The sequence below is a fragment of the Marinomonas sp. AWM4_232 genome (assembly GCF_056158325.1).
In genome coordinates this window covers 2,492,069-2,516,330 of record NZ_JBSWTA010000001.1, presented here as the reverse complement: position 1 = coordinate 2,516,330, position 24,262 = coordinate 2,492,069, and the positions used below count along the sequence as shown (strand labels likewise).

At 44.2% G+C, this 24,262-nt stretch carries 20 protein-coding genes, 2 tRNA genes and 1 pseudogene; 3 read left to right on the top strand and 20 right to left on the bottom strand.

Annotated elements, in window-relative coordinates:
- Positions 1-10 precede the first annotated feature (10 nt).
- On the bottom strand, positions 11-571 hold the full coding sequence (locus tag ACXAC1_RS11905) for a YceB family lipoprotein (RefSeq protein WP_475061661.1): 561 nt from the start codon (positions 569-571) through the stop codon (positions 11-13).
- Between the two features lie 510 nt (positions 572-1,081).
- Here ACXAC1_RS11905 and ACXAC1_RS11900 point away from each other — a divergent pair.
- Both ACXAC1_RS11900 and ACXAC1_RS11895 read left to right on the top strand, forming a co-directional pair.
- On the top strand, positions 1,082-2,299 hold the full coding sequence (locus ACXAC1_RS11900) for a BCCT family transporter (protein WP_475061660.1): 1,218 nt from the start codon (positions 1,082-1,084) through the stop codon (positions 2,297-2,299).
- Positions 2,300-2,513: 214 nt separating this feature from the next.
- A complete protein-coding gene (locus ACXAC1_RS11895) occupies positions 2,514-4,133 on the top strand; it encodes an EAL domain-containing protein (RefSeq protein ID WP_475061659.1) in 1,620 nt (539 codons plus the stop codon).
- Here ACXAC1_RS11895 and ACXAC1_RS11890 read toward each other — a convergent pair.
- Positions 4,098-4,718, bottom strand: coding sequence for a cache domain-containing protein (locus ACXAC1_RS11890; RefSeq protein ID WP_475061658.1), 621 nt, complete (start codon positions 4,716-4,718; stop codon positions 4,098-4,100). The two genes, ACXAC1_RS11895 and ACXAC1_RS11890, sit on opposite strands and share 36 nt — an antisense overlap.
- A 301-nt stretch (positions 4,719-5,019) precedes the next feature.
- Here ACXAC1_RS11890 and ACXAC1_RS11885 point away from each other — a divergent pair, with 301 nt between their 5' ends.
- A complete protein-coding gene (locus ACXAC1_RS11885; RefSeq protein ID WP_475061657.1) occupies positions 5,020-7,482 on the top strand; it encodes an EAL domain-containing protein in 2,463 nt (820 codons plus the stop codon).
- Between the two features lie 108 nt (positions 7,483-7,590).
- Here ACXAC1_RS11885 and ACXAC1_RS11880 read toward each other — a convergent pair whose 3' ends face one another.
- The 18 genes and pseudogenes from ACXAC1_RS11880 to ftsH all read right to left on the bottom strand — a co-directional run bounded on the left by ACXAC1_RS11880 (position 7,591) and on the right by ftsH (position 24,171).
- The gene (locus ACXAC1_RS11880) at positions 7,591-7,944 is read right to left on the bottom strand and encodes a hypothetical protein (RefSeq protein WP_475061656.1); all 354 of its coding nucleotides are present in this window, start codon (positions 7,942-7,944) and stop codon (positions 7,591-7,593) included.
- Positions 7,941-8,429 (bottom strand): type VI secretion system amidase effector protein Tae4, encoded by a 489-nt coding sequence (locus ACXAC1_RS11875; protein WP_475061655.1) that lies wholly within the window; start codon positions 8,427-8,429, stop codon positions 7,941-7,943. The genes ACXAC1_RS11880 and ACXAC1_RS11875 overlap by 4 nt, the downstream gene beginning before the upstream one ends.
- A gap of 362 nt (positions 8,430-8,791) precedes the next feature.
- Positions 8,792-9,073: a helix-turn-helix domain-containing protein gene (locus tag ACXAC1_RS11870; RefSeq protein WP_475061654.1), complete on the bottom strand. Its 282-nt coding sequence runs from the start codon at positions 9,071-9,073 to the stop codon at positions 8,792-8,794.
- Positions 9,066-9,356 (bottom strand): annotated as a pseudogene (locus ACXAC1_RS11865) (type II toxin-antitoxin system RelE/ParE family toxin). Before ACXAC1_RS11865 ends, ACXAC1_RS11870 begins: the two are co-directional and overlap by 8 nt.
- Positions 9,357-9,813: 457 nt before the next feature.
- On the bottom strand, positions 9,814-11,925 hold the full coding sequence (pnp, locus tag ACXAC1_RS11860; protein ID WP_475061653.1) for a polyribonucleotide nucleotidyltransferase: 2,112 nt from the start codon (positions 11,923-11,925) through the stop codon (positions 9,814-9,816).
- Positions 11,926-12,099: 174 nt separating this feature from the next.
- Positions 12,100-12,369 carry a 30S ribosomal protein S15 gene (gene rpsO, locus ACXAC1_RS11855; RefSeq protein WP_067206182.1) on the bottom strand — a complete coding sequence of 90 codons (270 nt, stop codon included), beginning with the start codon at positions 12,367-12,369 and terminating at the stop codon, positions 12,100-12,102.
- An 87-nt stretch (positions 12,370-12,456) separates the two neighbouring features.
- A complete protein-coding gene (truB, locus tag ACXAC1_RS11850) occupies positions 12,457-13,386 on the bottom strand; it encodes a tRNA pseudouridine(55) synthase TruB (protein ID WP_475061652.1) in 930 nt (309 codons plus the stop codon).
- Between the two features lie 9 nt (positions 13,387-13,395).
- Entirely contained in the window at positions 13,396-13,788 is a 393-nt protein-coding gene (rbfA, locus tag ACXAC1_RS11845; protein WP_133563452.1) for a 30S ribosome-binding factor RbfA, read from the bottom strand.
- 14 nt (positions 13,789-13,802) lie between these two features.
- Positions 13,803-16,379, bottom strand: coding sequence for a translation initiation factor IF-2 (infB, locus tag ACXAC1_RS11840; RefSeq protein ID WP_475061651.1), 2,577 nt, complete (start codon positions 16,377-16,379; stop codon positions 13,803-13,805).
- 25 nt (positions 16,380-16,404) lie between these two features.
- Complete coding sequence (nusA, locus tag ACXAC1_RS11835; RefSeq protein ID WP_475061650.1) at positions 16,405-17,895, bottom strand: transcription termination factor NusA; 1,491 nt, start codon at positions 17,893-17,895, stop codon at positions 16,405-16,407.
- A 31-nt stretch (positions 17,896-17,926) separates the two neighbouring features.
- Entirely contained in the window at positions 17,927-18,388 is a 462-nt protein-coding gene (gene rimP / locus ACXAC1_RS11830; RefSeq protein ID WP_475061649.1) for a ribosome maturation factor RimP, read from the bottom strand.
- A 155-nt stretch (positions 18,389-18,543) separates the two neighbouring features.
- Positions 18,544-18,620: transfer RNA gene (locus ACXAC1_RS11825), tRNA-Met, on the bottom strand.
- A 46-nt stretch (positions 18,621-18,666) separates the two neighbouring features.
- Positions 18,667-18,752 (bottom strand) — tRNA-Leu (locus tag ACXAC1_RS11820).
- Positions 18,753-18,772: 20 nt separating this feature from the next.
- Entirely contained in the window at positions 18,773-19,129 is a 357-nt protein-coding gene (gene secG, locus ACXAC1_RS11815) for a preprotein translocase subunit SecG (protein WP_475061648.1), read from the bottom strand.
- A 4-nt stretch (positions 19,130-19,133) separates the two neighbouring features.
- Positions 19,134-19,877: a triose-phosphate isomerase gene (gene tpiA / locus ACXAC1_RS11810; protein WP_475061647.1), complete on the bottom strand. Its 744-nt coding sequence runs from the start codon at positions 19,875-19,877 to the stop codon at positions 19,134-19,136.
- Positions 19,878-19,954: 77 nt separating this feature from the next.
- Positions 19,955-21,313, bottom strand: coding sequence for a phosphoglucosamine mutase (glmM, locus tag ACXAC1_RS11805; RefSeq protein WP_475061646.1), 1,359 nt, complete (start codon positions 21,311-21,313; stop codon positions 19,955-19,957).
- Positions 21,306-22,145: a dihydropteroate synthase gene (gene folP, locus ACXAC1_RS11800; RefSeq protein WP_475061645.1), complete on the bottom strand. Its 840-nt coding sequence runs from the start codon at positions 22,143-22,145 to the stop codon at positions 21,306-21,308. The genes glmM and folP overlap by 8 nt, the downstream gene beginning before the upstream one ends.
- 37 nt (positions 22,146-22,182) lie before the next feature.
- Positions 22,183-24,171, bottom strand: coding sequence for an ATP-dependent zinc metalloprotease FtsH (ftsH, locus tag ACXAC1_RS11795; RefSeq protein WP_475061644.1), 1,989 nt, complete (start codon positions 24,169-24,171; stop codon positions 22,183-22,185).
- Positions 24,172-24,262 lie beyond the last annotated feature (91 nt).

The following is a 24,262-nucleotide window of genomic DNA, read 5'->3' as shown; positions in this document are numbered from 1 at the left end:
TCACATCTAATTATTGCTGACGTGGTTGCAGTGCTAACTTCCCCTGTTCAATCGTCATATTGAGAGGCACACTCGACAACAAACGCATCACGTCATTGCTCGTATCTAACGTATAAACTGGGTTTGATGCTAAGTAACCATTAATCAACATCATCACTTCATTACTCAACGGCGCAAGGTTGCCTTTATAACCACCTGCATCAATGGTGCTGTCTAACAGTGCTAACGAACGTACGAAGATCGCTTTTTTCTCGCTATCGTAATACGGTGTCCCTTCCAGCTCTAAATTCAACTTGGCAGGATATTGAAAGCCAAATACGCTGATATTTGCCGTTGCCTCTGTGCCAAGCTGCACCACATCACGCCCTTCTGGGCCGATGTCTACAGACATATCATCCACTGCTAAGGTCAAAGGAATGCCACCAATATTGGCATTGGTCTGAAGCTTAGCCAGTTGGCTGTCTAACGCCTGCTCTAGCTCAGAGTTAGAAATAGAGTAAGTGGAGAGTTCTGAAAGAGTGGCACAGCCACTTAAAATCAGCGCAAAACACGCTGTAAGAATGGTTTTCATAGCGAAAGCTCTTAATGAATTAAACCCTTAGTGTAGCGTCTTCAAGTATTCAATATAAGTAACTCCTGCACGTTTACAGTTTGTTTTCTAAAACATCAGAGGTCAGATATTGCATTTTATTTATCTAGCAACGACCATAACTCCTGCTATATGCGACACAATATCAACCTTGCCCCCCTACTGAAAAGAATCAAAAACGACGAGGAAGAAGCAACCACCTACATAATTAGAGAATAAAATATAGAAATTCTAACGCCACAAAATGCAGTAAATAAGGCCTAAAAACCCTTAAATAAACTCATTTCACCCTCAAAATCATAATATTTTAAGACTTCGTACTCGCAAACGTCTAACTACTCATTTTATAAGCAAATCAACGTATTAGGCTATCAAATGGGACTTTTTATACTTCACTATTCACATTGCCCTCTTTTTCGCATGATTGAAATACATCCAATCATCTTATAGTCTTTTTTTAATTAAACGTTTAATTAAAAAAACTGGTGCTGTATGAATCTCCTTTTATCGTCCGGTCTGATTTTCTCTTTTGCCGCTATCGCGGTCATTCTACTGAAATGGTGGAATATCAAATGCGTTGGCGTCACGCCAGTACATACCCTTACCTTTATCGCAATTCTGTTCACATCTGGGCTGGATGTGGGGTTGATCATGTTTCCTCTTACTGAATTTGCAGGCTACGCAAATCTGACAGAGAGCCCAGAATACAGTTTCGCCAATCCATTAGCGATTGAGTTCGGCTACTGGGCCTTTTTGATCTGGGGCTTCTATTTTCTAACTTGCTTTTACTTCTGCATCATCGAGCCAAGAGTGAAATTCTTTGAACTACCACTGGTGAAGCTGATTAATAACATCGTCATCATCGGCACCTGTGCATTCACCGCTTACTTGCTGCTCGTAAACTTGCCTTGGTATTTGCCTCAAATTGGCGATGGTGAATCCGTAGTCCCCACCTTCTACTTGATCGTTTTGGCTTCGATTGCTTTGGCAGTGTATTCAAGCAGTAGTATGAAACTGTTAAGGCTCTTAAGCTTAGGCTCTAGCTTTCTGTTTATCGCGTTAATCGTGATTATGTGGTTTAGAGCTTATATGACCGATAATGGCCATCCAGAAGACTTCCTCAGCAATGCTGGGCTAATCAGCGAATACTTCACGAACATTTATCAATTTATGCTACCTCTAAATGACTATCATGCGTTCTACCTATTCTGGTGGTTCTCTTGGAGCATCATGATAGGACAGTTCACAGCACGTTTTGTCAGCGGTATTCGCACTTGGCAATTACTGTTGGCGATGATGGTTTTCCCATCCGTAGCCATTGGAGTCTGGTTCACCATCCTTTATCACTATCACATGGAAGGGTTACAGGTCGCTGGCTTTATCAACGTTATGATGATTGTGGTGGGAATCTTAATGGTTGTGAACTCATTGGATTCATTGATCCGACTTTATACAGACAATCTAAACCTTACCGTTGAACGCTTCGGTTTAATGCCTTACATCGTGTGTAACTTGGTTCTAATGTGTGCGCTGACACTCTTATTCCAACTCAACTTCCTAAAAATTGAGTGGGTGGGTGCCTTGGTGATCAGCCTCTACTTTAGCTGCTTTATCTACATCATGTTGAAAAAGCGCCATGAAGTGGTAAGCATTAAAGGGCCTTGTGAAGAAAGCGCTCTTGACTATAAAAAAGATAAGCTGACTCGTTGAGCTTCGTTATCTTCACTCGAGAGCCTAGTAAATAGGGCTCAAATACTAGCCAGTCCTGCCTTGTTAGCGGAACTGACTAGTGTTTCAGATTATTTAGCACTTTAGAATGTTATTTATTGTTAAACCGTCTAACGACTTGTTTAGAAAGCTCATTTAATGGACTATGTTAATGTATTGATATGATTAGTTTGAAAGTAAGAGATTCTTAGTCTGCATGCAAAACGAAAACATCATTGCATTTATTGCGAATAGAGAAAAGCGGAAAGGAGTCATACTTAGCTACCTACTCTTTCTTAGCGTGTTTATGTGTTGTGCATTCATTGTTTTGCATATCATCATCATTCATTTCGATCGACCTGAGCTAGAAGCTCACTCGAAATTTAATTTTGAGAAGTTAGAGCGCTTAGCATTTCAATCCGACAGGGCGATTGAACGCTTAGAAAGCTCAAATGTTACAGAGTGTTCCCCTTCAGAGCTCTCCATACAAAGCGACCTTATTAGAAAATATTACTTTATTGGAGATATCGGTAGAGTTAAAGGTAATGAAGTGACTTGCTCTTTAATAACAGGGCATTTGAGTGGAATTAAAGCACCCCTTGCACTTCAGAATAATATCGACCGCCCTCATGTAAAGTCGATAGGTTTTGAAGAAAGTAAAGATTTATACAGCACCTTTGTAGTTCAGAAAAATGATATCGTTATTTTTGCATCACAAGCCTTCTTAGGTGATTTGCGAAGCCGCCAAACTTTCAAAAATAGTATCGGTTCGATGATTCATAGCCGAGACGGGGAAGTATTCTTTTATTTTGGAGATATTGATAAGCGCGATTTTAATGTGAATACAGAAAAAGTGAACTCTTTTTCCAATTACCTACCAATTTATGGAAAAAGATTAACGATAACCCGCTGTAGTAATTATTTGGATGTTTGCATTTCTTCCATTGATAAAAAGTTGGGAGTGTTTCGAGTCAGCGAGACCTTTGCTCTGTCTTTTGGCGCTTTTAGCTTTGTTATTGGCACTATCGTGTTCTACTTCTTTACTTTGCTCCGTACTGGCACCCGCGGTTTCGCATCGAACATTGACTGGGCAATAAAACGAGAAAAAATCTACAATGTTTATCAGCCTTTATTTGCCCTAGAAGACGGTCGCCAATCTGGAGTTGAGGTTCTTGCGCGCTGGAATAGCCGAAAGTATGGACAAGTACCCCCTGATATATTTATATCGTTCTGTGAGGCTAAGGGGTATATTTTTGATTTAACGAAAGTTGTGATCTCAAAAGCCTTTGCGGAGCTCGCTGATGTTCTTGAAGCAACGCCAAGTTCAACTGTGTCGCTGAACGTCTCCGCATCAGTACTCACTAATAAAACCTTTGCACATTTTCTTCAATCGGAGGTAAATAAGTATGATTTTACATATTCTCAGGTTGTCTTGGAGCTGACTGAGCGTAACTCAACACCTGAAGACTCGCTTATTCAATCATGTAAAACGCTTCAAAATCTGGGCTTCAAACTGTCTCTGGATGATTTTGGTACAGGTCATTCCAATATTTCGTGGTTGACCATGCTCAATCCAGACGAAGTAAAAATTGATAAAATGTTCACTCAAGCATATGGGGAGAAGTCTCCAAAAGGGTTTGCATTTGAGGGCATTATTTCGATATTGAATGAAATGACGGGGCCTCATGTGGTATTTGAAGGAATAGAAACGCAGAAACAATTAGATTCATTAATCAATAAACTGCCTAACGCACTAGGTCAAGGATGGCTGTTTGCCAAGCCTATGACTGTTTCTGATTACCTACTTTGGCTTGAAAATCGAGATGCGAAAAATTAGAGCTAGAGCAACAAGATCAAGCAGTAGCACTAACAAAGCGACCCACATCATAATCTCATTTTTCATTCTATAAACATCACTTTGATAAATATAGCTGCCGTATCCAATGATCCAGCCCCACTCAGGAATAAATGTTATGCCATTTATTTTTCGTTCGATGAAGTCAGTGACTGGATTAATATTGTCACGAGTTTCGAAGAGAATCTCTTTCCCCGCTAACGCTTTTGCGTGGCGAATATAAGATTTTTGAAATGAGCCAACCACCTCTGGCCTGATGTGTACTCTAGCGATCCCCAGATCATCATTCGCCCAAACATAAAGATCTTCAACATGAGAATGGGAAATATAATCAATTACTTTACTCTCTAATTCAGACTGAGAGACGCCACTTTCGCCTCCTATCTTGATGGTATTGTTGATAAATGCTTTAGACATCTTCACAACATTTTCAACTTCTTGCTTTTTTAACTCAAAGTAGATTTTTTCAACTCTCTCAGTAACTTGGTCATTCACGAACAGCAAAAGCAAAATATTTAATACTCCCAGCACCAGCATCTGGAAGATCTTCAGTCTATTTAGTGCCATGTTTTTATCCTTCTGTTGATTTTGAGCCAAGTTACTTTTGGTCTCACCGCCTGAACCGATCAGTCTTTGCTAAAAAATTTTCAGAACGCTAAATTTATTGAACAGTACGTCTATCTTAAAACTATCGTGGCAAACAGTTCATTATTAAGTTTGTAAACGCAGTCACGCGCTCCCCCTCCCCATCTGAGTTGCATATTTCTGTCATTTATCAGCTACCTGCGCATACTTGGCTGAATGGGCTTTTTTGACGTTTGCCATTTACCATATACACTTAAGGTATTAAACACTCAAGGCCTCACGGATGAAGACTATTCTCTTTTATCTCGTTCTCATGATTTTGTCGTTCAAGGCACATGGATTAGACAGGCCTGTAATAAATGGCGAATACTTTTCTAAGCCTTTGCCGACCTGGGTTGAAACAACCTCAATTTTACCTTCCGCAGCACTGCAACAAGTCTATTCAACTGAACATTACCCAAATAGTAGCTTTTCCGATGCCATTTACTGGCACAAGTTAGTCTTCCCAGCGAACGGTAGTAAACGTGCGACTACGTACTATCTGAAGGTGAATAACTTTATGATTGATGAGCTTAACTTTTACCTATTCCACGGTACAGATTTAGTGGAGGCATGGGCAAGAGGTGATCGACAAATTTGGAATGAACATACAACCTATCAAGGCATCTGGATTCCTATTACACTTGCCTCTGATAAAGAGACCAATTTGTTGATTCGTCGAAGCAGCAGTGGTCCGATTTTGTTTCCCATTGCTTTATTCGATCAAAGCACGGTCGATCTAGCTAAAAAGCAGCAACACACATTTTGGGTAATGTCGCTCACTGCATTAATTCTGTTACTGGGATACAACATTTTGATCTACCTAATGATACGGGAGCGCTCGTTTTTCTACTACGTATTATTCAACGCTGGACTAATCCTATCACTTAGTTTCATTTTGGGGTTTAGTCGCTATCTAGTGCCAAACGACTCTCTACATGAGTGGCTTTCAGTAAATATCTTAACTCTACACTCAATATTACTCTGGACTGTATGTCGTTTTAGTTTGAGTTTTTTAAACATTGAAAAACACCACCCATTCTTCTGGATTCACCGTTTTAAATTGGATGCGATCTTTGCAGCGCTAGTCTTAATTAGTGTGTTGCTTGAAGAGAATAAAATGGCGCCAATCTTTCTGATTATGCAGATAGTTGGCTCCGCTTTATGTACCTACTGGGCATTTTATACAAAATCTGTTCATACCCTAGCCACGCGTTTGTATTTATTTTCGTGGAGCATTTTTGTATTGGGTGCATTAAGTGGATCCTTAGTTTACTGGGCAGTCATTCCTTATAACAGTTGGACGGAATACGCCTTTCTAATATCATCCCTATGCCAGCTATTGGGGTTTTCTTTTGCTTACAGTGCTCGTATAAGACAAATCAACCAAGACCGTCATTTTTTTAATTTAACAGATTCACTAACTGAGCTACCTAATCACCAATTCTTACTAACTGAAATGCAACCTTTATGTCAGTCAAAAGCCGAAGAAGGTGATGTTGCCTGTCTGGTTTTGATCGTGCTATCAGGTCATCAGACTTTGATCCAAGCCGTCGGTCCCGCTAACGCGAACCTCGCGGTTAAACAAATGTTTATCAATATCAATCGGACATTAATGCAGATGCCTGAGGTACAAAGTATACCTTGGCAGGAAAGCAGTAGAGTTAAGTTAATTCGAGCGAGCACCTGCAATGGTGTATTTATCTGCTCACTCAGTCATATTGAGAGCATTTTGCCCAAATTAATGCTAACGCTGGAGAAAAACCAATCCATTGAAGGTTTAGAGTTCTCTTATCCCGCTAGCATAGGGGTAGCATCTTGCTCAGAGAACGCCAGTACAATCGAGAAATTATATCAGAATGCGCAGTTAGCAGCCGAGGTGAACCAGCGCAGTCATGATGATTGGAGTGTATTTAACAAGCAGATGAAGTCTGATCATAAATATCACTTACAAGTACTGTCACTTTTGAACAGAGATTTAAAACACGGACAACTGCATTTCTTGGTTCAGCCACAAGTAGACCTAAGCAATCAATATATTGTTGGTGCTGAAGTTTTACTACGTTGGCATTGTAAGGAACTGGGCAATGTCTCACCTGCTCTTTTTATTCCACTGGCTGAAAAAACGGGGCTGATTGTCAAAATCACCCAATATGTTTTTAATTCCGTTTTCTTATGGCTGAGAGAAAATCCTAACGCCATAAAAGGCCGAAGCTTATCAATCAATATCTCCGCCACAGATTTGTTGCAACCCGGGTTTTGCGACAAGATTGTTGAATTGAAAAAACGTTATGAAATCCCTGCTAATCAAATTTTATTAGAAGTAACAGAAACTGCAATCTTTGATGACAGCAGCGTTTTCAAAGCAAACTTTTCCAGTCTAAAGGAGCAAGGGTTTAACTTCTCGATTGACGACTTTGGTACCGGCTACAGCTCCATGCGCAATGTCGTCTCACTCTCGCCCGTTGAAATAAAACTGGACCGCATGTTTGTCAGCTCAATTGACAGCTCCAAGATTAACTATATCTTAAGCGACTGTATCATCAACCTGTGCCAGAAAACTCACGCTCAAAGCATCGCCGAAGGCATTGAAACCTACGAAGAAATGCAGACTGTAAAAGCGCTAAACTGCCAGATTGGCCAAGGCTATTACTTTCACAAACCCATGACGCCTGAAAACTACTTGGTATTGTTGAGGGAGAGCTGAGGAGATGGAAGCAAATGAAAACTTTTTGTCTGACGAGGCTTCATAAACGCCTCCATAATGCAACTTTTTAGGTCTAGAGGCGTATTCATCGTAAGATTCAGGCATTAACTATCTTTCATATATATTATTCAGCTTTTCAATGAAAAGTTTATCTTTCACCATATAAAAGCATTTATTGAGATTCGGATCGATATTTTTTTTCGTACTTACTGAAGGAGCATAGTTTTTTACTAGAAAAGCTGTTTCTCTAAATTTATCAGGCGACAAGTGACTTAAACTAACAATTCCAGAAGATATATTCTTTATATCCTCTGTTTCATAGCCCTTCTCTTTAAAGTACCAGAATAAACAGTTTGCTTGAGAAAATTCTAATAAGCTACCACGACCTATTTTTTCCGTTGCATGGCTAGAAAAACTAAGTATTAAAATTAAATAAAACAAGCATTTAATCTGGATCTTCATAAAGCCTCCCAGAAGAGTACTTTATGTGCTAGGTTACCATAACCTTGATATACACACTGATTCCCATCCCATAAATCAGCATGACCAGTCGCATCAGACCACCCCTGAACCTCAAATATAATGATACCTTTACGTCCTTTCATTTCACTTTCATAATTTGAGGGCGAATACTCCTTTGGTGAACCATATTTCTCAGTTAAGTATTTAATCAGTACTTGAACTCTAAAAATATGCCAGTTTTTTTGGCTACCGGATGAGACTTGCGCTTCAACTTTTCCGCTCGGGCCAACGGATCTATAGTATGGAATTTTATGAGGCTCACCTGACTTGTTAAGAGCCGATGATATCCTTGTTGCACAAGCGTTAGCAAAGACACCAATATCGTAGTTAAGCTCAACTTTCCCGCCAATTCTTTTAAATACTTGACCAGCTTTCAAAGCCGGATAGTTGTTATATAAAACATCCCATGATGGCATTTCCTGCATTTTCTTATCTCCTTGAAAATTTAGATCAAGAAGATAGTGAACTAAAATTAATCAATAAAGCAGCTTTACTTAAATTTTACAAAAGACAGCCTAAAAGGCATTATTATGATAGAACACCGCAAATTCAGATAATAAGTGCACCACTCATGGTTGAGGAGGTGACGAGACGTGCGCAAGCAAATTAAACTGCATGGGATAAAGCAGCGTAGCTGGTTGGGAGGCCGAGGCTGGAAAACCTGCAACCTACGCGATCTATTTCAGAGATGCTAGATTCATTCCCGCGGGGACCGCGGTCCTACAAGACAGTGGTTTGTATCAGGTATGCGAGGCACTCTTCCCCGATTGGAATCGGGTCGCACAGGTTAAGCTAATTCTATCTTGATTGTTTTGCCTAGGGCTTTTGCTGCGTTATCTAATGTGTGCAATGTGACTGAGGTGTTGTTCGGATCAAGCAGGCGGTCTAACGCCGAGCGGCTTGTGTTCATGCGCTTTGCCATGGCGCTTTTTGAAATGTGCTCAAGCTCAATCTTTTGCTGGATTTCCCAAGCGATCACGCGCTTGATCGCAACGGCATTGGTTTCCGCTAATGCGCCAGTGTCTTCCAAGAAATCATCGAATGATGAACCAATATGTACATTAGGCATTTTCCACCTCTTGCTTTCGCTTCTTCGCCAAATCTAAATCGGTTTTTGGTGTTTTCTGGTTTTTTTTTATAAACCCATGGAGCAGTATTAGGCTTTATGCGTGACAACAGAAAAGCACTCGGGCAATCTTTCCATTGGATAAATTGGAATGCACTTCCCAAAGACCGCCTCCCATAGAACGACAGGTTGGCATACCGATTGGCCAACCATACTCTACGGTTTTAATATCTTGTCCTATTAGCGCTCTATCCTGTTTATCAATCGATAAAAGCCACTCTCTCACCGGTTCTATTCCATTAATATTGCAGTAGAACCGAGCCGGCATCCTTTTCCGGGTCATTTTAAGTCCTTATGCTTCATTGCACCAATATTGGTACAAATCAATTGTATTGCGTGATCAACTTTTAAGCAAATTGAATTACATGGGAGGGAGCAAAAAAGCGAATTGGAAGGCCGAGGCTGGAAAACCAGCAGCCTCTGATATCTATCTCAGAAATGAGCTCTATCCCCGAATACAATCGGGTCGTACAAAGATCGGGGAAAGATTCCCCTCCTACAAAAGAGCCATTCCCGCGGGAACCGCGGTCCTACAAAAGCTGCGGTTTGCTGCAGGCATGCAAGGCTCATCCCTGATGGAATCGGGTCGTACCATTGGGCTGAGACAGCCATCCAATAAATCGCAGGCAATAAAAAAGGAGCGCCGAGGTGCTCCTTTTAAGGGTCTAACAGAAGTTAGAAGATTAGCCAGCTACGAATGCTGCTTTTTCTTCTTCTGTCACTTCTTTGATAGATAGCTTGATACGACCACGAGCGTCTACGTCAAGAACCTTAACGATGACGTCTTGGCCTTCTTCTAGTACGTCAGCCACTGCACGGATGCGCTCTTCGGCGATTTGAGAGATGTGTACTAGACCATCTTTGCCTGGAAGGATATTTACGAAAGCACCGAATTCAGCAAGACGTACTACTTTACCTTGGTAAAGTTTGTCGACTTCTGCTTCTGCAGTGATTTCGTGGACACGTAACATCGCAGCATCAGATGCAGCTTTATCAGGTGCGTAGATACGTACTGTACCGTCGTCGTCTAGGTCGATAGATGCGCCAGTGTCTTCAGTGATAGAACGGATTGTTGCGCCGCCTTTACCAATAACTTCACGGATCTTCTCAGGATCAATTTTGAATGTCGCCATAGATGGTGCATTCGGAGATACTTCTGGACGAGCGTAGCCAATTACTTGAGCCATTTCACGTAGGATGTGCTTACGTGCTTCCATCGCTTGAGTTAGAGCGATGTCCATGATCTCTTCGTTGATACCTTCGATCTTGATGTCCATCTGTAGCGCCGTGATACCTTCTTCAGTACCCGCTACTTTGAAGTCCATGTCACCTAGGTGGTCTTCGTCACCTAGGATATCAGTTAGGACTGCGAAGCCGTCGTCTTCTTTCACAAGACCCATTGCGATACCCGCAACTGGCGCTTTAAGAGGAACACCAGCGTCCATCATAGATAGAGACGCACCACATACAGACGCCATTGAGCTTGAACCGTTCGATTCAGTGATCTCAGATACGACGCGGATTGTGTATGGGAATTCGTCTTCAGAAGGAAGCACCGCTTGTACACCACGACGCGCTAGACGACCGTGACCGATTTCACGACGACCGACACCGCCCATACGACCACACTCACCTACTGAGTAAGGAGGGAAGTTGTAGTGCAGCATGAAGCTGTCTTTAGATTCGCCCGCTAGACCATCAGCGATCTGTGCGTCACGGCTTGTACCTAGTGTACAAGTAGCGATGGCTTGGGTTTCACCACGTGTGAACAAAGCAGAACCGTGAGTTTTCTTAAGCATGCCCACTTCAACGTTGATGCCACGAACAGTTTTGTTGTCACGGCCGTCGATACGTGGTTTGCCGTCGATTACGCGACGACGTACGATGTTTTTCTCAAGCTTGCCAAATACTGCAGATACTTCGCCTTCTGAGTATGGGCCTTCTTCTGTGACAAGCGCTTCGATTGCCGCTTGACGAACTTCGCCAAGTTTCGCGTAACGGTCCATTTTCTCAGAGATGGTGTACGCTTCTTCGATTTGCGCAGCGAAGCCAGATTTAACCGCTTCTACTAGGTCAGCGTTTGCTTGTTCAGCGGACCATTCCCAACGTGGTTTGCCAGCTTCTGCTGCAAATTCGTTGATCGCTTGAACTGCTGTTTGCATTTCTTTGTGTGCGTAAAGAACTGCACCTAGCATTTCGTCTTCAGTTAGCTCTTGTGCTTCAGACTCAACCATTAGTACTGCGTCTTTAGTACCCGCAACCACCATGTCTAGTAGAGATTCTGCTAGCTCAGAGTTTAGTGGGTTAAGCATGTAACCAGACTCATCGTTGAAGCCTACACGTGCTGCACCGATTGGACCATTGAATGGGATACCTGATACAGCTAGTGCTGCAGAGGTTGCAAGCATTGCTGGGATGTCGGCGTCTAGGTCAGTGTTAGTCGACATTACTGTACAAACAACTTGTACTTCGTTCATGAAGCCTTTCGGGAACAGTGGACGAATTGGACGGTCGATTAGACGAGACGTTAGGGTTTCTTTTTCTGAAGGACGGCCTTCACGCTTTAGGAAACCACCTGGGATTTTACCTACTGCGTAAGTACGCTCTTGGTAGTGTACAGATAGAGGGAAGAAGTCTTGACCAGCGTTAGCGCTTTTTGCGCCTACCACTGTTGCAAGTACTTGTGCATCGCCCATTGTACATAGAACAGCACCTGTCGCTTGACGTGCGATACGGCCTGTTTCTAGGGTAACTTCTTGATTTCCGTATTGGAAAGTTTTAGTCGTAATACTCACTCGTATTCCTTAACTTATTTTTTGTAACTTTCTCCCAAAGACAATCTTTAGTAGCCAGTACTCAGATGTATTCTTTGCTGCTTCGCTGAACGAAAAAATACATGTGAAGTACAGGCTGTCCCTTGGGAGGCCTTTAAGAAAAAAGGGCCATATCTCTATGGCCCTTTCTCTGTCTTAGCGACGTAGACCTAGCTTTTTGATCAAGCTAGTGTAACGTGCTGCGTCTTTACGCTTTAGGTAGTCCAACAGCTTACGACGCTGGTTTACCATGCGGATTAGACCGCGACGAGAATGGTGGTCACCTTTGTTTGCTTTGAAGTGACCTTGTAGACCTTCGATGTTCTTAGTTAGCAATGCAACTTGAACTTCTGGTGAACCAGTGTCGCCTTCTTTAGTTTGAAACTCTGCAACCAATGCTGCTTTTTGTTCTGCAGACAATGCCATAATCTGTATCTCCGATAATAATATGCAATTAAAAATTCAGGGTGGCCGAGCATATTTTCAGTCATCCTAAGGCCGAGTATTCTAGCACTATTTTTTGGCTAACTCACTCGTATTTACCAATCGATGCGGCTTAATTTTGCCTTTTTTCACTTCGCCTAAGCCCATGAAAGCACGTGAGCCATCCACGTATAGACGCAGCAATTGACCTTCATCAAAACCACGCGTGTCGTTTAGTAATCTACCAAATACTATATCTTGGGATTCTTGCACTGACATGACAACTTCAGGCAAATGCAGCACAGCTGTATCTGAGCCCATCAGTTGTTGGTCAAGAATACCCTCACCTTGCTCAGCTAACGCTTCAAACTCTTCAATGGTCAACATATCCGCCGGATCGTAGCCCGCTGTCGACACTCGATGCAGAGTCTTAAGGTGCGCACCACAGCCCATCGCTTCACCGATATCCTCACCAATGGTGCGAATATAAGTCCCCTTGGAGCAGCTAATGTCCAAAGTTAAGGTGTTTTCACTGCGCTCTAGCACCTGCAAGTTTGAGATAAACACTTTGCGGCGCTTACGCTCAATGGTGATGCCTTGGCGTGCGTATTCATACAAAGGTTTACCTTCGTGCTTCAACGCGGAGTACATCGGTGGAACTTGCTCAATCTCACCACGAAAACGGTTAAGTAGCGTCTCTAATTCATCATCAGAAAGCTGCGGTACGGTTTCGTTAGTCAGAATGTCACCTTCTTTATCACCTGTGGTAGTACGAATACCCAGTTCAATACAAGTGATGTAACGCTTATCAGCGTCGAGAAGGAATTGCGAGAATTTGGTGGCTTCGCCTAAGCACAGCGGAAGCATGCCAGTGGCAAGTGGGTCAAGTGCCCCCGTGTGTCCGGCTTTGGCAGCACGGAACACACGGCGAACTTTTTGTAACGCTTGGTTAGAGCTAAGACCCAGAGGTTTGTTTAGTAGCACAACGCCATCAATGGCGCGCCATTGCGTTTTACCCATGGTAAGCGCTTACTCTTCTTCTGAATCTTGGTTCTTACGCTGATCTTTCTGAACAGCTTCTTCAATCAATGCAGACATGCGCGCACCGTTTACAACACTGGCGTCGTAATGGAAACGCAGGTGCGGCATCACACGAAGTTTTACTTCTTTCGCCAAGCGATGACGTAAGAAGTTTTTCGCGCTGTCCAAAGCCGCTTGGTTTTCCGCCAAGCGCTCTGCATTGTCATCCAAACCTAATACGGTGTAGTAGATATCCGCGTAGCCCAAGTCTTTTGCGACTCGGACTTCGTTGATCGTTACCATGCCTAGGCGTGGATCTTTCACTTCAAATTGAATAAGGGAGGCCAGCTCCTTTTGGAGCTGATCACCAATACGACTAGTACGACTAAATTCGCCTGCCATCTTGCTGCCCTATATTAAAGTGTACGAGCGACTTCGATAGTCTTGAAGACCTCGATCTTATCGCCTTCTTTCACGTCGTTGTAGTTCTTAACGCCGATACCACATTCCATACCTTGACGGACATCGTTTACAGCGTCTTTAAAGCGACGTAGAGATTCTAGTTCACCTTCGAAGATAACCACGTTATCACGTAGAACACGGATCTTCTCGTTACGGTAAACCGTACCTTCAACCACCATACAACCTGCAACCAGGCCGAACTTAGGTGAACGGAATACATCACGTACTTCAGCAGTACCTACGATTTCTTCACGTAGATCCGGTGTCAACATGCCTGATAGGGCTTGTTTCACATCATCGATGATGTTGTAGATAACGCTGTAGTAACGCAGGTCTACGCTTTCACGCTCGATAAACTGCTTCGCTGAACTATCTGCACGAACGTTAAAACCGAAGATTACCGCATTAGAAGCAAGTGCTAGGGTCGCGTCAGTTTCAGTGATACCACCTACACCGCTCGATACTACGTTCACTTTTACTTCGTCAGTACTTAGGTCAGTCAAAGACTTGATCAAAGCTTCCAAAGAACCACGAACGTCGGCTTTTAGTACGATATTTAGCGTACCTACTTCGTCTTGTCCCATATTTGAGAATAGGTTCTCAAGCTTAGCTGAATGCTGACGAGCAAAGCGTACTTCACGGTATTTACCTTGACGGAAGTTGGCAACTTCGCGCGCTTTACGCTCGTCGGCAACCACGATGAATTCTTCACCTGCATCCGGTGTACCGTCAAGACCTAGAATCTCTACTGGGATAGATGGACCTGCTTCGTTGACTGCTTTACCGTTTTCATCAAGCAGAGCACGGACACGCCCCATTTGTAGGCCAGCCAAAACGATATCACCTTTCTTCAATGTACCGTTTTGTACAAGAACAGTAGCAACTGAACCACGACCACGATCTAGGCGAGATTCAACGACCACACCTTTACCCGGTGCACTTGGTACTGCTGTTAGCTCAAGAACTTCGGCTTGTAGAAGTACGGCTTCTAGAAGCTCATCAATACCTTCGCCAGACTTCGCTGACACACCTACGAATTGAACGTCACCGCCCCACTCTTCAGGAACAACTTCTTGTGCTACTAGCTCGTTTTTAACTTTATCGATGTCAGCTGCTTCTTTGTCGACCTTAGTCATAGCAACAACGATTGGAACACCCGCAGCACGAGCGTGCTGAACCGCTTCAATCGTTTGAGGCATTACGCCATCATCTGCCGCACACACTAGGATGACGATATCCGTTGCTTGTGCACCACGAGCACGCATTGATGTAAACGCCGCGTGTCCAGGTGTATCCAAGAAGCTCACCATACCGTGGTCAGTTTCTACGTGATAAGCACCGATATGCTGTGTGATACCACCAGATTCGCCTGCTGCAACGCGAGTTGTACGAATGTAGTCAAGTAGCGATGTTTTACCGTGGTCAACGTGACCCATTACCGTTACAACTGGTGCACGTTTGATCGATTCACCTTCGTAATCGATCGCATCGATCATGTCGTTTTCTAGTGCATTCTCATCGATGTACTTAACTTTGTGACCCATTTCTTCAACCACTAGAGTCGCTGTGTCACGGTCGATCGTTTGGTTAATGGTCGCCATTGCGCCCATTTTAAACATTACCTTAATCACTTCTGCGGCTTTGATGGCCATTTTCTCAGCCAAGTCAGCAACCGTGATACTCTCTGGTAGTGCGACTTCATGAATGATTGGAGCCGTTGGTTTCTGGAAACCATGCTCTTGTTTAGAAGGTTTCTTAAGCTTGCGCTTACCACCACGACGAGAGAACTCGTCATCGTCATTCATTGAGACACGGCCACCACGCTTCTGATCAGCGCGACCACGTGGCTTGTCATCTTTACGATCGTTGTGTTTAGGCGCAGCTTTCTTGCCTTTTGGTGCTGGGCTGTTTGACTTGCCTTCACCTGCTGCTGGAGAAACCTTACGATTGGTTTTGGTCTCTTTCGAATTATCCACGAGTTTATCCGCTCCCATATCGGAGTCGTTTGGCTCCGTTTGCTGTGCCGCTCGTTCCGCTGCTTCACGCTCTTTCTTCAAGCGCTCCGCTTCTTTGCGAGCTGTTTCTTCAGCTTCAGCTTTCGCTTTCGCTGCCTGTTCGGCTTCAAGTTTTGCCGCCTCTTCGCGAGCTTTTTCAGCCTCAATACGTGCTTGCTCTTCTGCCGCGCGTTGCTCTGCCAACAATTCTTGTTGGCGTTTTAGCTCATCATTGGCATCTGTGCGTTGTACGTATGTGCGTTTTTTCTTAACTGCAACATTTACTGTTTTGTTGCCTGCGCCCGCTGATAGTGTGCTCTTAGTGCGACGTTGTAGAGTGATTCGTTTTTCACCTTCGCCTTCACCTACATCACCATGCTGACGCTTTAGGTAGTTTAACAGTATTTGCTTCTCAACATCAGATACTTCTTGGTCCGCACTATTGTGTGGTAGACCAGCATCTTTCATCTGAGTTAATAGTTTCTCGACTGGCGTATTGACCAGTTCAGATAATATCTTAACGGTTTGAACTGTCATTAAGTTCCCCCTTTTTACTCAGATTTTATTCAGATTCAGCAAACCATGGTGCACGCGCGGTCAAAATTAATGCTGCGGCACGCTCTTCATCCATACCATCAATCTCAAGTAACTCATCAACTGATTGCTCTGCTAAGTCTTCCATTGTCACAACGCCTTTCGATGCTAAAACCAAGGCTAGGTGATTATCCATACCATCCATATCTAGCAAGTCTTGCGCTGGTTGAGCACTTTCTAACTGCTCTTCCGCTTGCAGCGCTTGGTTCAATAACGCTTCTTTGGCACGTGTGCGTAGTTCGTTTACTAAATCCTCATCAAATCCGTCGATGTCTAACATTTCTTCCATTGGCACGTATGCAACTTCTTCAATCGTTGCAAAGCCTTCTTCTACTAGCTGAATCGCTAGGTCATCATCGATGTCCAATGCAGAAACAAACAAGTCAATCAGTTTCTGAGACTCTTCCTGTTGCTTCGCTTGAGCATCTTCAGCAGTCATTACGTTCAAAGTCCAGCCAGTTAAGGCTGATGCTAGGCGAACGTTCTGACCATTACGACCAATCGCTTGAGCTAAGTTGTCGCTCTTCACTGCTACATCCATAGCATGAGAGTCTTCGTCAATCACGATTGAGTCTACTTCGGCAGGCGCCATTGCATTGATAACAAGTTGTGCAGGGTTATCATCCCAAAGCACGATATCAACGCGTTCACCATTCATTTCATTGGAAACCGCCTGTACACGTGCGCCGCGCATACCTACACAAGCCCCAATCGGGTCAATACGACGGTCGCTAGTTTTAACAGCGATTTTCGCACGTAAACCAGGATCACGAGCGGCGCCACGAATCTCGATCACTTCTTCTGCGATTTCTGGCACTTCAAGACGGAACAATTCCACCATATATTCTGGAGAAGTACGTGAAAGCACTAATTGAGACCCGCGGTTATCTTCACGAATTTCTTGTAACAACGCACGAATACGGTCATTTAAACGGAATGTTTCGCGGTTAATGAGAGCGTCTTTTGGCAAAGATGCTTCAGCGTTTTCACCTAGGTCAATTATTAAGCTATCACGGGTTACTTTTTTCACTTGGCCGTGAACGAGCTTACCAACTTTATCGCTATACTGAGCCACCATTTTCGCACGCTCAGCTTCACGTACTTTTTGTACGATTACTTGCTTGGCTGTTTGTGCAGCAATACGCCCAAACTCTTCCGATTCAATTTCTTCCTCAAAGATTTCCCCTGCTCCAAGAGCAAGCCCCATCTCTTCCATATCATCTGTTGTTAATTCAGAATCTGGCGCAGAGTAATCTTCGTCAGCAACAATGTCCCACTGACGGAAAGTTTTGTAATCACCTGTACGCTGATCAATCGATACACGCACTTTTGCTTCGCCTTCAAAACGACGTTTTGCAGCGCTTGCTAAAGCAGTTTCTACGGCTTCAAAGATTACCTGTTTTGGCACATCTTTTTCATTGGATACCGCTTCTACTACCAAAAGAATCTCTTTGCTCATCCTTTTAGCCTCTCTTCAAAGGTTGAATAAATTAAAACTGAGGAACAATGTTTGCTTTTTCAATCAACTCAATTGGCAGCAAGTACTCTTCGTTATCTACGAGCAGCACCACTTCATCACCTTCAATGCTGGTGAGTTGACCTTTAAATTTGCGGCGACCATCAAAAGGTACACGCAAGCGTAATGACACAACCGAGCCCATAAAGCGCTGGTATTGGCTGAGTTCAAATAATGGGCGATCTAAACCAGGAGATGACACTTCAAGGTTATATTCGCCAGAAATAGGATCTTCAACATCCATGATCGCACTGACTTGGCGACTCACGGCTGCGCAATCTTCTACATCAATACCTTTCTCGGCGTCTGTTTCGATGAACACACGTAGAACAGAGTCCTTGCCAAGAGAAAGATATTCAAGCCCCCAAAATTCAAAGCCTAAACCCTCTACAACAGGCCTGATAAGCTCTTCTAGTTGTGCAAATTTAGTAGACAAATAACTTCTCCGATAAAAAGCGTAGAAACAAAAAACGGGCACTAGGCCCATTTAACAGGAGTTCAGATAGCAAAAAACCCCATAAAGGGGCCATCCAAACTCTAAGATCTTTTCAGACCTCAACTTAAAACTTGAAATAAAGTATTAAGTTAGGTTGGTTGCGGGAGCCGGATTTGAACCGACGACCTTCGGGTTATGAGCCCGACGAGCTACCAGACTGCTCCATCCCGCGTCAACAATGAACATATTATACATTAGATATAAGCTCATCACAAGATTGGTGCCGATGGCCGGACTCGAACCGGCACAGCCGTAGGCCACCACCCCCTCAAGATGGCGTGTCTACCAATTCCACCACATCGGCAATTTTCTAGATGTAGATTTTTAATCTACAGAGGGAATATCCTGATTCGCTGAAGAACTACCCGCATCAATCTCAGGCATTTCCACTGTTTCTTCAACTTGAGATGCATTTGGAACATATTCCAAACCACCACTAACTGTTTTAGCTTGCTCGCTTGCAAAAAACGCCAAACCAAAACTTGTCAAAAAGAACACCAACGCAAATACAGCAGTCAATTTACCAAAAAAACTACCGCCACCTTGGCTTCCAAACACTGTTTGCGATGCACCCCCACCAAAGGAAGCGCCCGCATCAGCACCTTTACCCTGCTGTATCAACACCAACCCGATGATAGCAACAGCCGCTAATACATGAACAACTAAAACTAAAGCTTCCATTTTTTTACTTCGCAGACTCTATAATCGAATTAAATTCTTTAGCATCTAAAGAGGCACCACCAACAAGGGCGCCGTCTATATCTGGCTGAGCGAATAACTCAGCACTGTTTGACGCTTTAACACTGCCACCATACAAAATCGCAACTTTTTGTGCAATTTCCGAGGATTTCTCAGCAATGTTATCTCGAATTCCTTTATGTACTTCTTGAGCTTGCTCAGAAGTTGCTGATTTGCCCGTACCAATTGCCCAAACAGGCTCGTACGCGATCACAACTTTCTCAAACAATTCAACACCGACTTTTTCAAGTACAGCGTCCACTTGAGCGTTACAGACTTCAAGTGTTGTGCCGGCTTCACGCTGCTCCAGCGTTTCACCCACACATAAAATAGGTGTAAGCCCTGCGTCAAGCGTCGCCAGAACTTTATTAGCTACTTGCGCATCTGTCTCTAGAAATAGAGAGCGTCGCTCAGAATGCCCCAAAATCACATGTGTAACAGTAAAGTCTTTTAGCATAGCTAGACTTACTTCACCTGTGTAAGCACCCGAAGCAAACTCCGAAACTGTTTGTGCTGCAAGCATTATCTCTGAGCCGTTGAGGGCTTCTGATATAATGGGCAGATACACAAACGTTGGAGCAATCACCACATCAACGGCATCGTTAGATTCTAAACCTTTAACCAGCTGTACAACCGACTCAGATGAGCCATTCATTTTCCAGTTACCTGCGACGATCTTACGACGTGTCATAACGATACCTCTAATTTAGAGGCGCTTATTCTAGGGAATTGTCTATACTAGATCAAGCGCTATTTCCGGTTTTTAATTTAGGAATCAGCTAATTGCCCATTCTTTTCCTTTGCCACTCGCTCCACTTCAGCAGCTAAATAATCGACTAATTCATCAACCATTTCTTGGTCACGACCTTCTACCATGACGCGAATTAAAGGCTCAGTGCCTGACGCCCTTAACAAAACGCGCCCCAAACCATTTAGCCTCTCATTTGCCATGGCAATGGCTTTTTGCAAAGCGGGCTCTTCAGCTGGCGCAAAGCGAGCTGCCACACGGACATTTTTAAGTTTTTGCGGAAATTTGATTAACCCACCAAGCAATTCATGCAGCGCCTTGCCCTCTTCGACCATGGCACGCAGTACTTGCAAAGCAGCAATGATACCATCTCCAGTTGTCGTGATATCTCGACATACAATATGTCCTGATGGTTCACCACCCAACACCCAACCGTGCTGAATTAGCTTTTCATTAACGTAGCGGTCGCCTACTTTGGCTCGACTAAAGCCAATACCATTTTCAGAAAAAGCCAACTCTAAACCAAAATTGCTCATGAGTGTGCCAACAACACCACCATTGAATCGACCTGTATCCATCAGATGATTAGCAATGATGTACAATACATCGTCACCATCACACACCTTGCCATAGCGATCAACTAGGATCAGACGATCACCATCACCATCTAGGGCAATACCAATATCTGCTTCTTCTGCTAATACATTCTTGCGCAACAACTCGGGCTTGGTCGCACCACTGTCTTCATTAATATTTAAACCGTCTGGATTGACACCAATTGGAATCACTTCAGCACCCAGCTCTGAGAATACGCGTGGCGCCACGTGATAGGTTGCCCCATCAGCACAGTCCACAACAATCTTCAAACCTGATAACTGCAAACCGATTGGGAATGTGCCTTTACAGTACTCAATATAACGCCCAGCGGCATCATCAATCCGCTTAGCACGACCAATGAGACTAGAGTCTACCACCTGCATCGGTTGATCTAGATAATATTCAATCTTCTCTTCTAACTCATCGGATAGCTTACCGCCTTGAGCCGAGAAAAATTTAATTCCATTGTCCGTATAAGGGTTGTGAGAAGCACTGATCACAATCCCTGCGCTCGCGCGAAACGTACGCGTCAAATAAGCGATAGCTGGCGTCGGCATAGGGCCGACCAAACGTACATCTGCTCCCGCTGCGACAACTCCTGACTCTAGTGCAGACTCAAACATGTAGCCTGATATGCGAGTATCTTTACCAATTAAAATTTTCTTATCATGTTCTTTGAAGACCTGACCCGCAGCCCACCCCAGTTTCAACATAAATTCTGGCGTAATCGGCCCTTTACCAACCTCGCCACGAATACCATCGGTACCAAAATATTTACGCATTACGACTCTCTTCAATCTGATGCATGACCTTCAACATATCCACATGAGGCTTAACATCATGGACACGGAAGATTCGAGCGCCTTTTAGATAGGTAGAAGCATTTGCCCCCATGGTGCCAAACAAACGCTCAGAAACAGGCACCCCTAAAATGTCACCAATCATAGTTTTACGCGACACACCAATCAGCACTTCATGACCTAACGCCAATAACCGCTCTGTGTGCTTCAGTAAGGTCGTATTATGGACGAGAGTTTTACCAAAACCGATACCAGGATCCAAAATAATTTGCTCTTTCTGAATACCATTGGCGACGCAAGCTTCGATACGCTCAATTAAGTATCGCTCGACATCCAGCACCAAGTCTTCGTAAGCTGGTGATTCTTGCATTGTTTGCGGTGTTCCGCGCATATGCATTAGGCAAACAGGCAGCCCAGTCGCGGCTGCGGCTGCAAGCGCACCATCCCGCTCTAGAGCTCGCACATCATTGATAAAACCAACACCCAGACTTGCAGATTCTGTGATGACAGAAGGCGTACTGGTATCAACCGACACAATGGTATCAAAGCGCTGTTTAATCGCCTCCACTACAGGCAGCACTCGCTCTAACTCTTCTTGCTCGCCCACTACTGTCGCACCTGGGCGAGTCGACTCCCCGCCCACATCGATGAAATCAGCACCGTCTGCAATCATGGAGTCAACCTGACGCATTGCGGCATCAAAGCTGTTGTGCTTGCCGCCATCGGAAAAGGAGTCTGGGGTTACGTTTAAAATCCCCATAACGCGAGGAAGCGATAAGTCTAAAGACTTATCGCCAAAAACCATTACTGACATGAATGTATCACTTAGCTGAAAACAACACTGACGAAGCTTACGCTTCGCCAGTTGGTTTTTGAGGAATAGGAGTTTCGTCTGAAGAATCAGAAGTATCTGCCATGGTATCACTTGAACCAGAGGCTTGTTGATCAGAAGCTTGTGCCGCTTCTTCTGCCTCAGGGTTTGAGCTGTTCCCACCCGCAGACGGATCAGACCAACCAGCTGGTGGGCTTGGTTTTTTTCCATCCATGATTTCTTTAATTTGCTTAGCATCGATTGTTTCATAAACCATCAACGCTTCAGCCATCATGTCTAGCTTAGAACGGTTTTCGATCAGAATATCCGTCGCTTTTTTGTAGCAACGTTCAATGATGTCACGCACTTCAGCATCGATCTTCTTACCTGTTTCCGGTGAGAAGTAGTTTGCTTTGGCACCAGTACCACCACCTAAGTAACCGCCTTGCTCTTCCTCTTCATAAGCGAAAGCGCCAAGCTCTTCAGAAAGCCCCCATTTGGTAACCATGTTACGAGCAATACTTGATGCACGTTCAATATCATTCGATGCACCAGTAGAAACCCCATCAAAGCCATGAATTAGTTCTTCAGCAATACGGCCACCATATAAACTACACACCTGCGATTCAAGACCGCGCTTGCTTAAGCTGTACTTGTCTTCTTCAGGTAGGTACATCGTCACACCCAAGGCACGACCACGCGGAATAATGGTTACCTTGTAAACAGGATCATGCTCTGGCATTAGGTAGCCAACAATGGCGTGACCTGCTTCATGATAAGCCGTGTTGCGCTTCTCTTCTTCCTTCATCACCATGGACTTACGCTCAGCACCCATTAGGATTTTATCCTTGGCAAGTTCAAGCAGCTCCATGTTAACCAGACGACGGTTTGAACGGGCAGCAAACAATGCTGCTTCGTTCACAAGGTTGGCAAGGTCTGCACCAGAGAAACCTGGCGTACCGCGAGCAATGTTCTTTGGCTCAACATCGTCAGCCACTGGCACTTTGCGCAGGTGAACTTTTAGAATCTGCTCACGACCGCGGATATCCGGCAAGCCCACGGTCACCTGGCGGTCAAAACGGCCAGGACGCAATAACGCTGGGTCCAATACATCCGGACGGTTCGTTGCGGCAATTACGATAATGCCTTCATTACCTTCGAAGCCATCCATCTCAACCAACAACTGGTTTAGCGTTTGCTCACGCTCGTCGTTACCACCGCCCATACCGGAGCCACGGTTACGACCTACCGCATCGATCTCATCAATAAAGATGATGCATGGTGCATGTTTTTTCGCCTGCTCGAACATGTCACGCACACGAGAAGCACCGACACCGACAAACATTTCTACGAAGTCAGAACCAGAAATCGTGAAGAATGGTACTTTAGCCTCACCAGCGATGGCTTTAGCAAGTAATGTTTTACCTGTACCTGGAGGTCCACACATCAAGATACCGCGCGGAATTTTACCGCCCAAGCGCTGGAACTTACCAGGCTCACGCAGGAAGTCTACTAGCTCTTCAACGTCTTCTTTGGCTTCATCACAACCCGCCACATCAGCGAATGTTGTTTTAATTTGGTCTTCAGGCAGTAAGCGAGCCTTCGATTTACCGAAGGACATTGGACCACCTTTACCACCGCCACCGCCTTGCATCTGACGCATGAAGAAAATAAAAATCGCCAGAATCAGCAAAATCGGGAAGCTTGCTACCAGTAATTGAGTCCAGATGCTTTGTTGCTCTGGCATACGGCCTTCAACGACAACGTTATTGCTCAGCAAATCGTCCATAATTTTAGGATCGGCTGCTGCAGGACGCACGGTCTCAAAAGTATCACCACTGGTTCGAGAACCACTGATGGTGTAGCCATCTACTACCACTTTTGCGATACGTCCATCATGAACCTCTTGCACAAATTCAGAGTAAGAGATTCGATTAGTATCCGCAGAGGTATTAAAGTTGTTAAACACTGTCAGTAACACGGCAGCGATCACCAACCACAATAAAATATTTTTAAGCATATCGTTCAAGAGCACACCTCTTAACGGTTAGAAGGCCAGATGTTGACATAACACAGGCGATATAACCTTTAATTTGTCGTCCTAGTAGTTGCTTTAACGC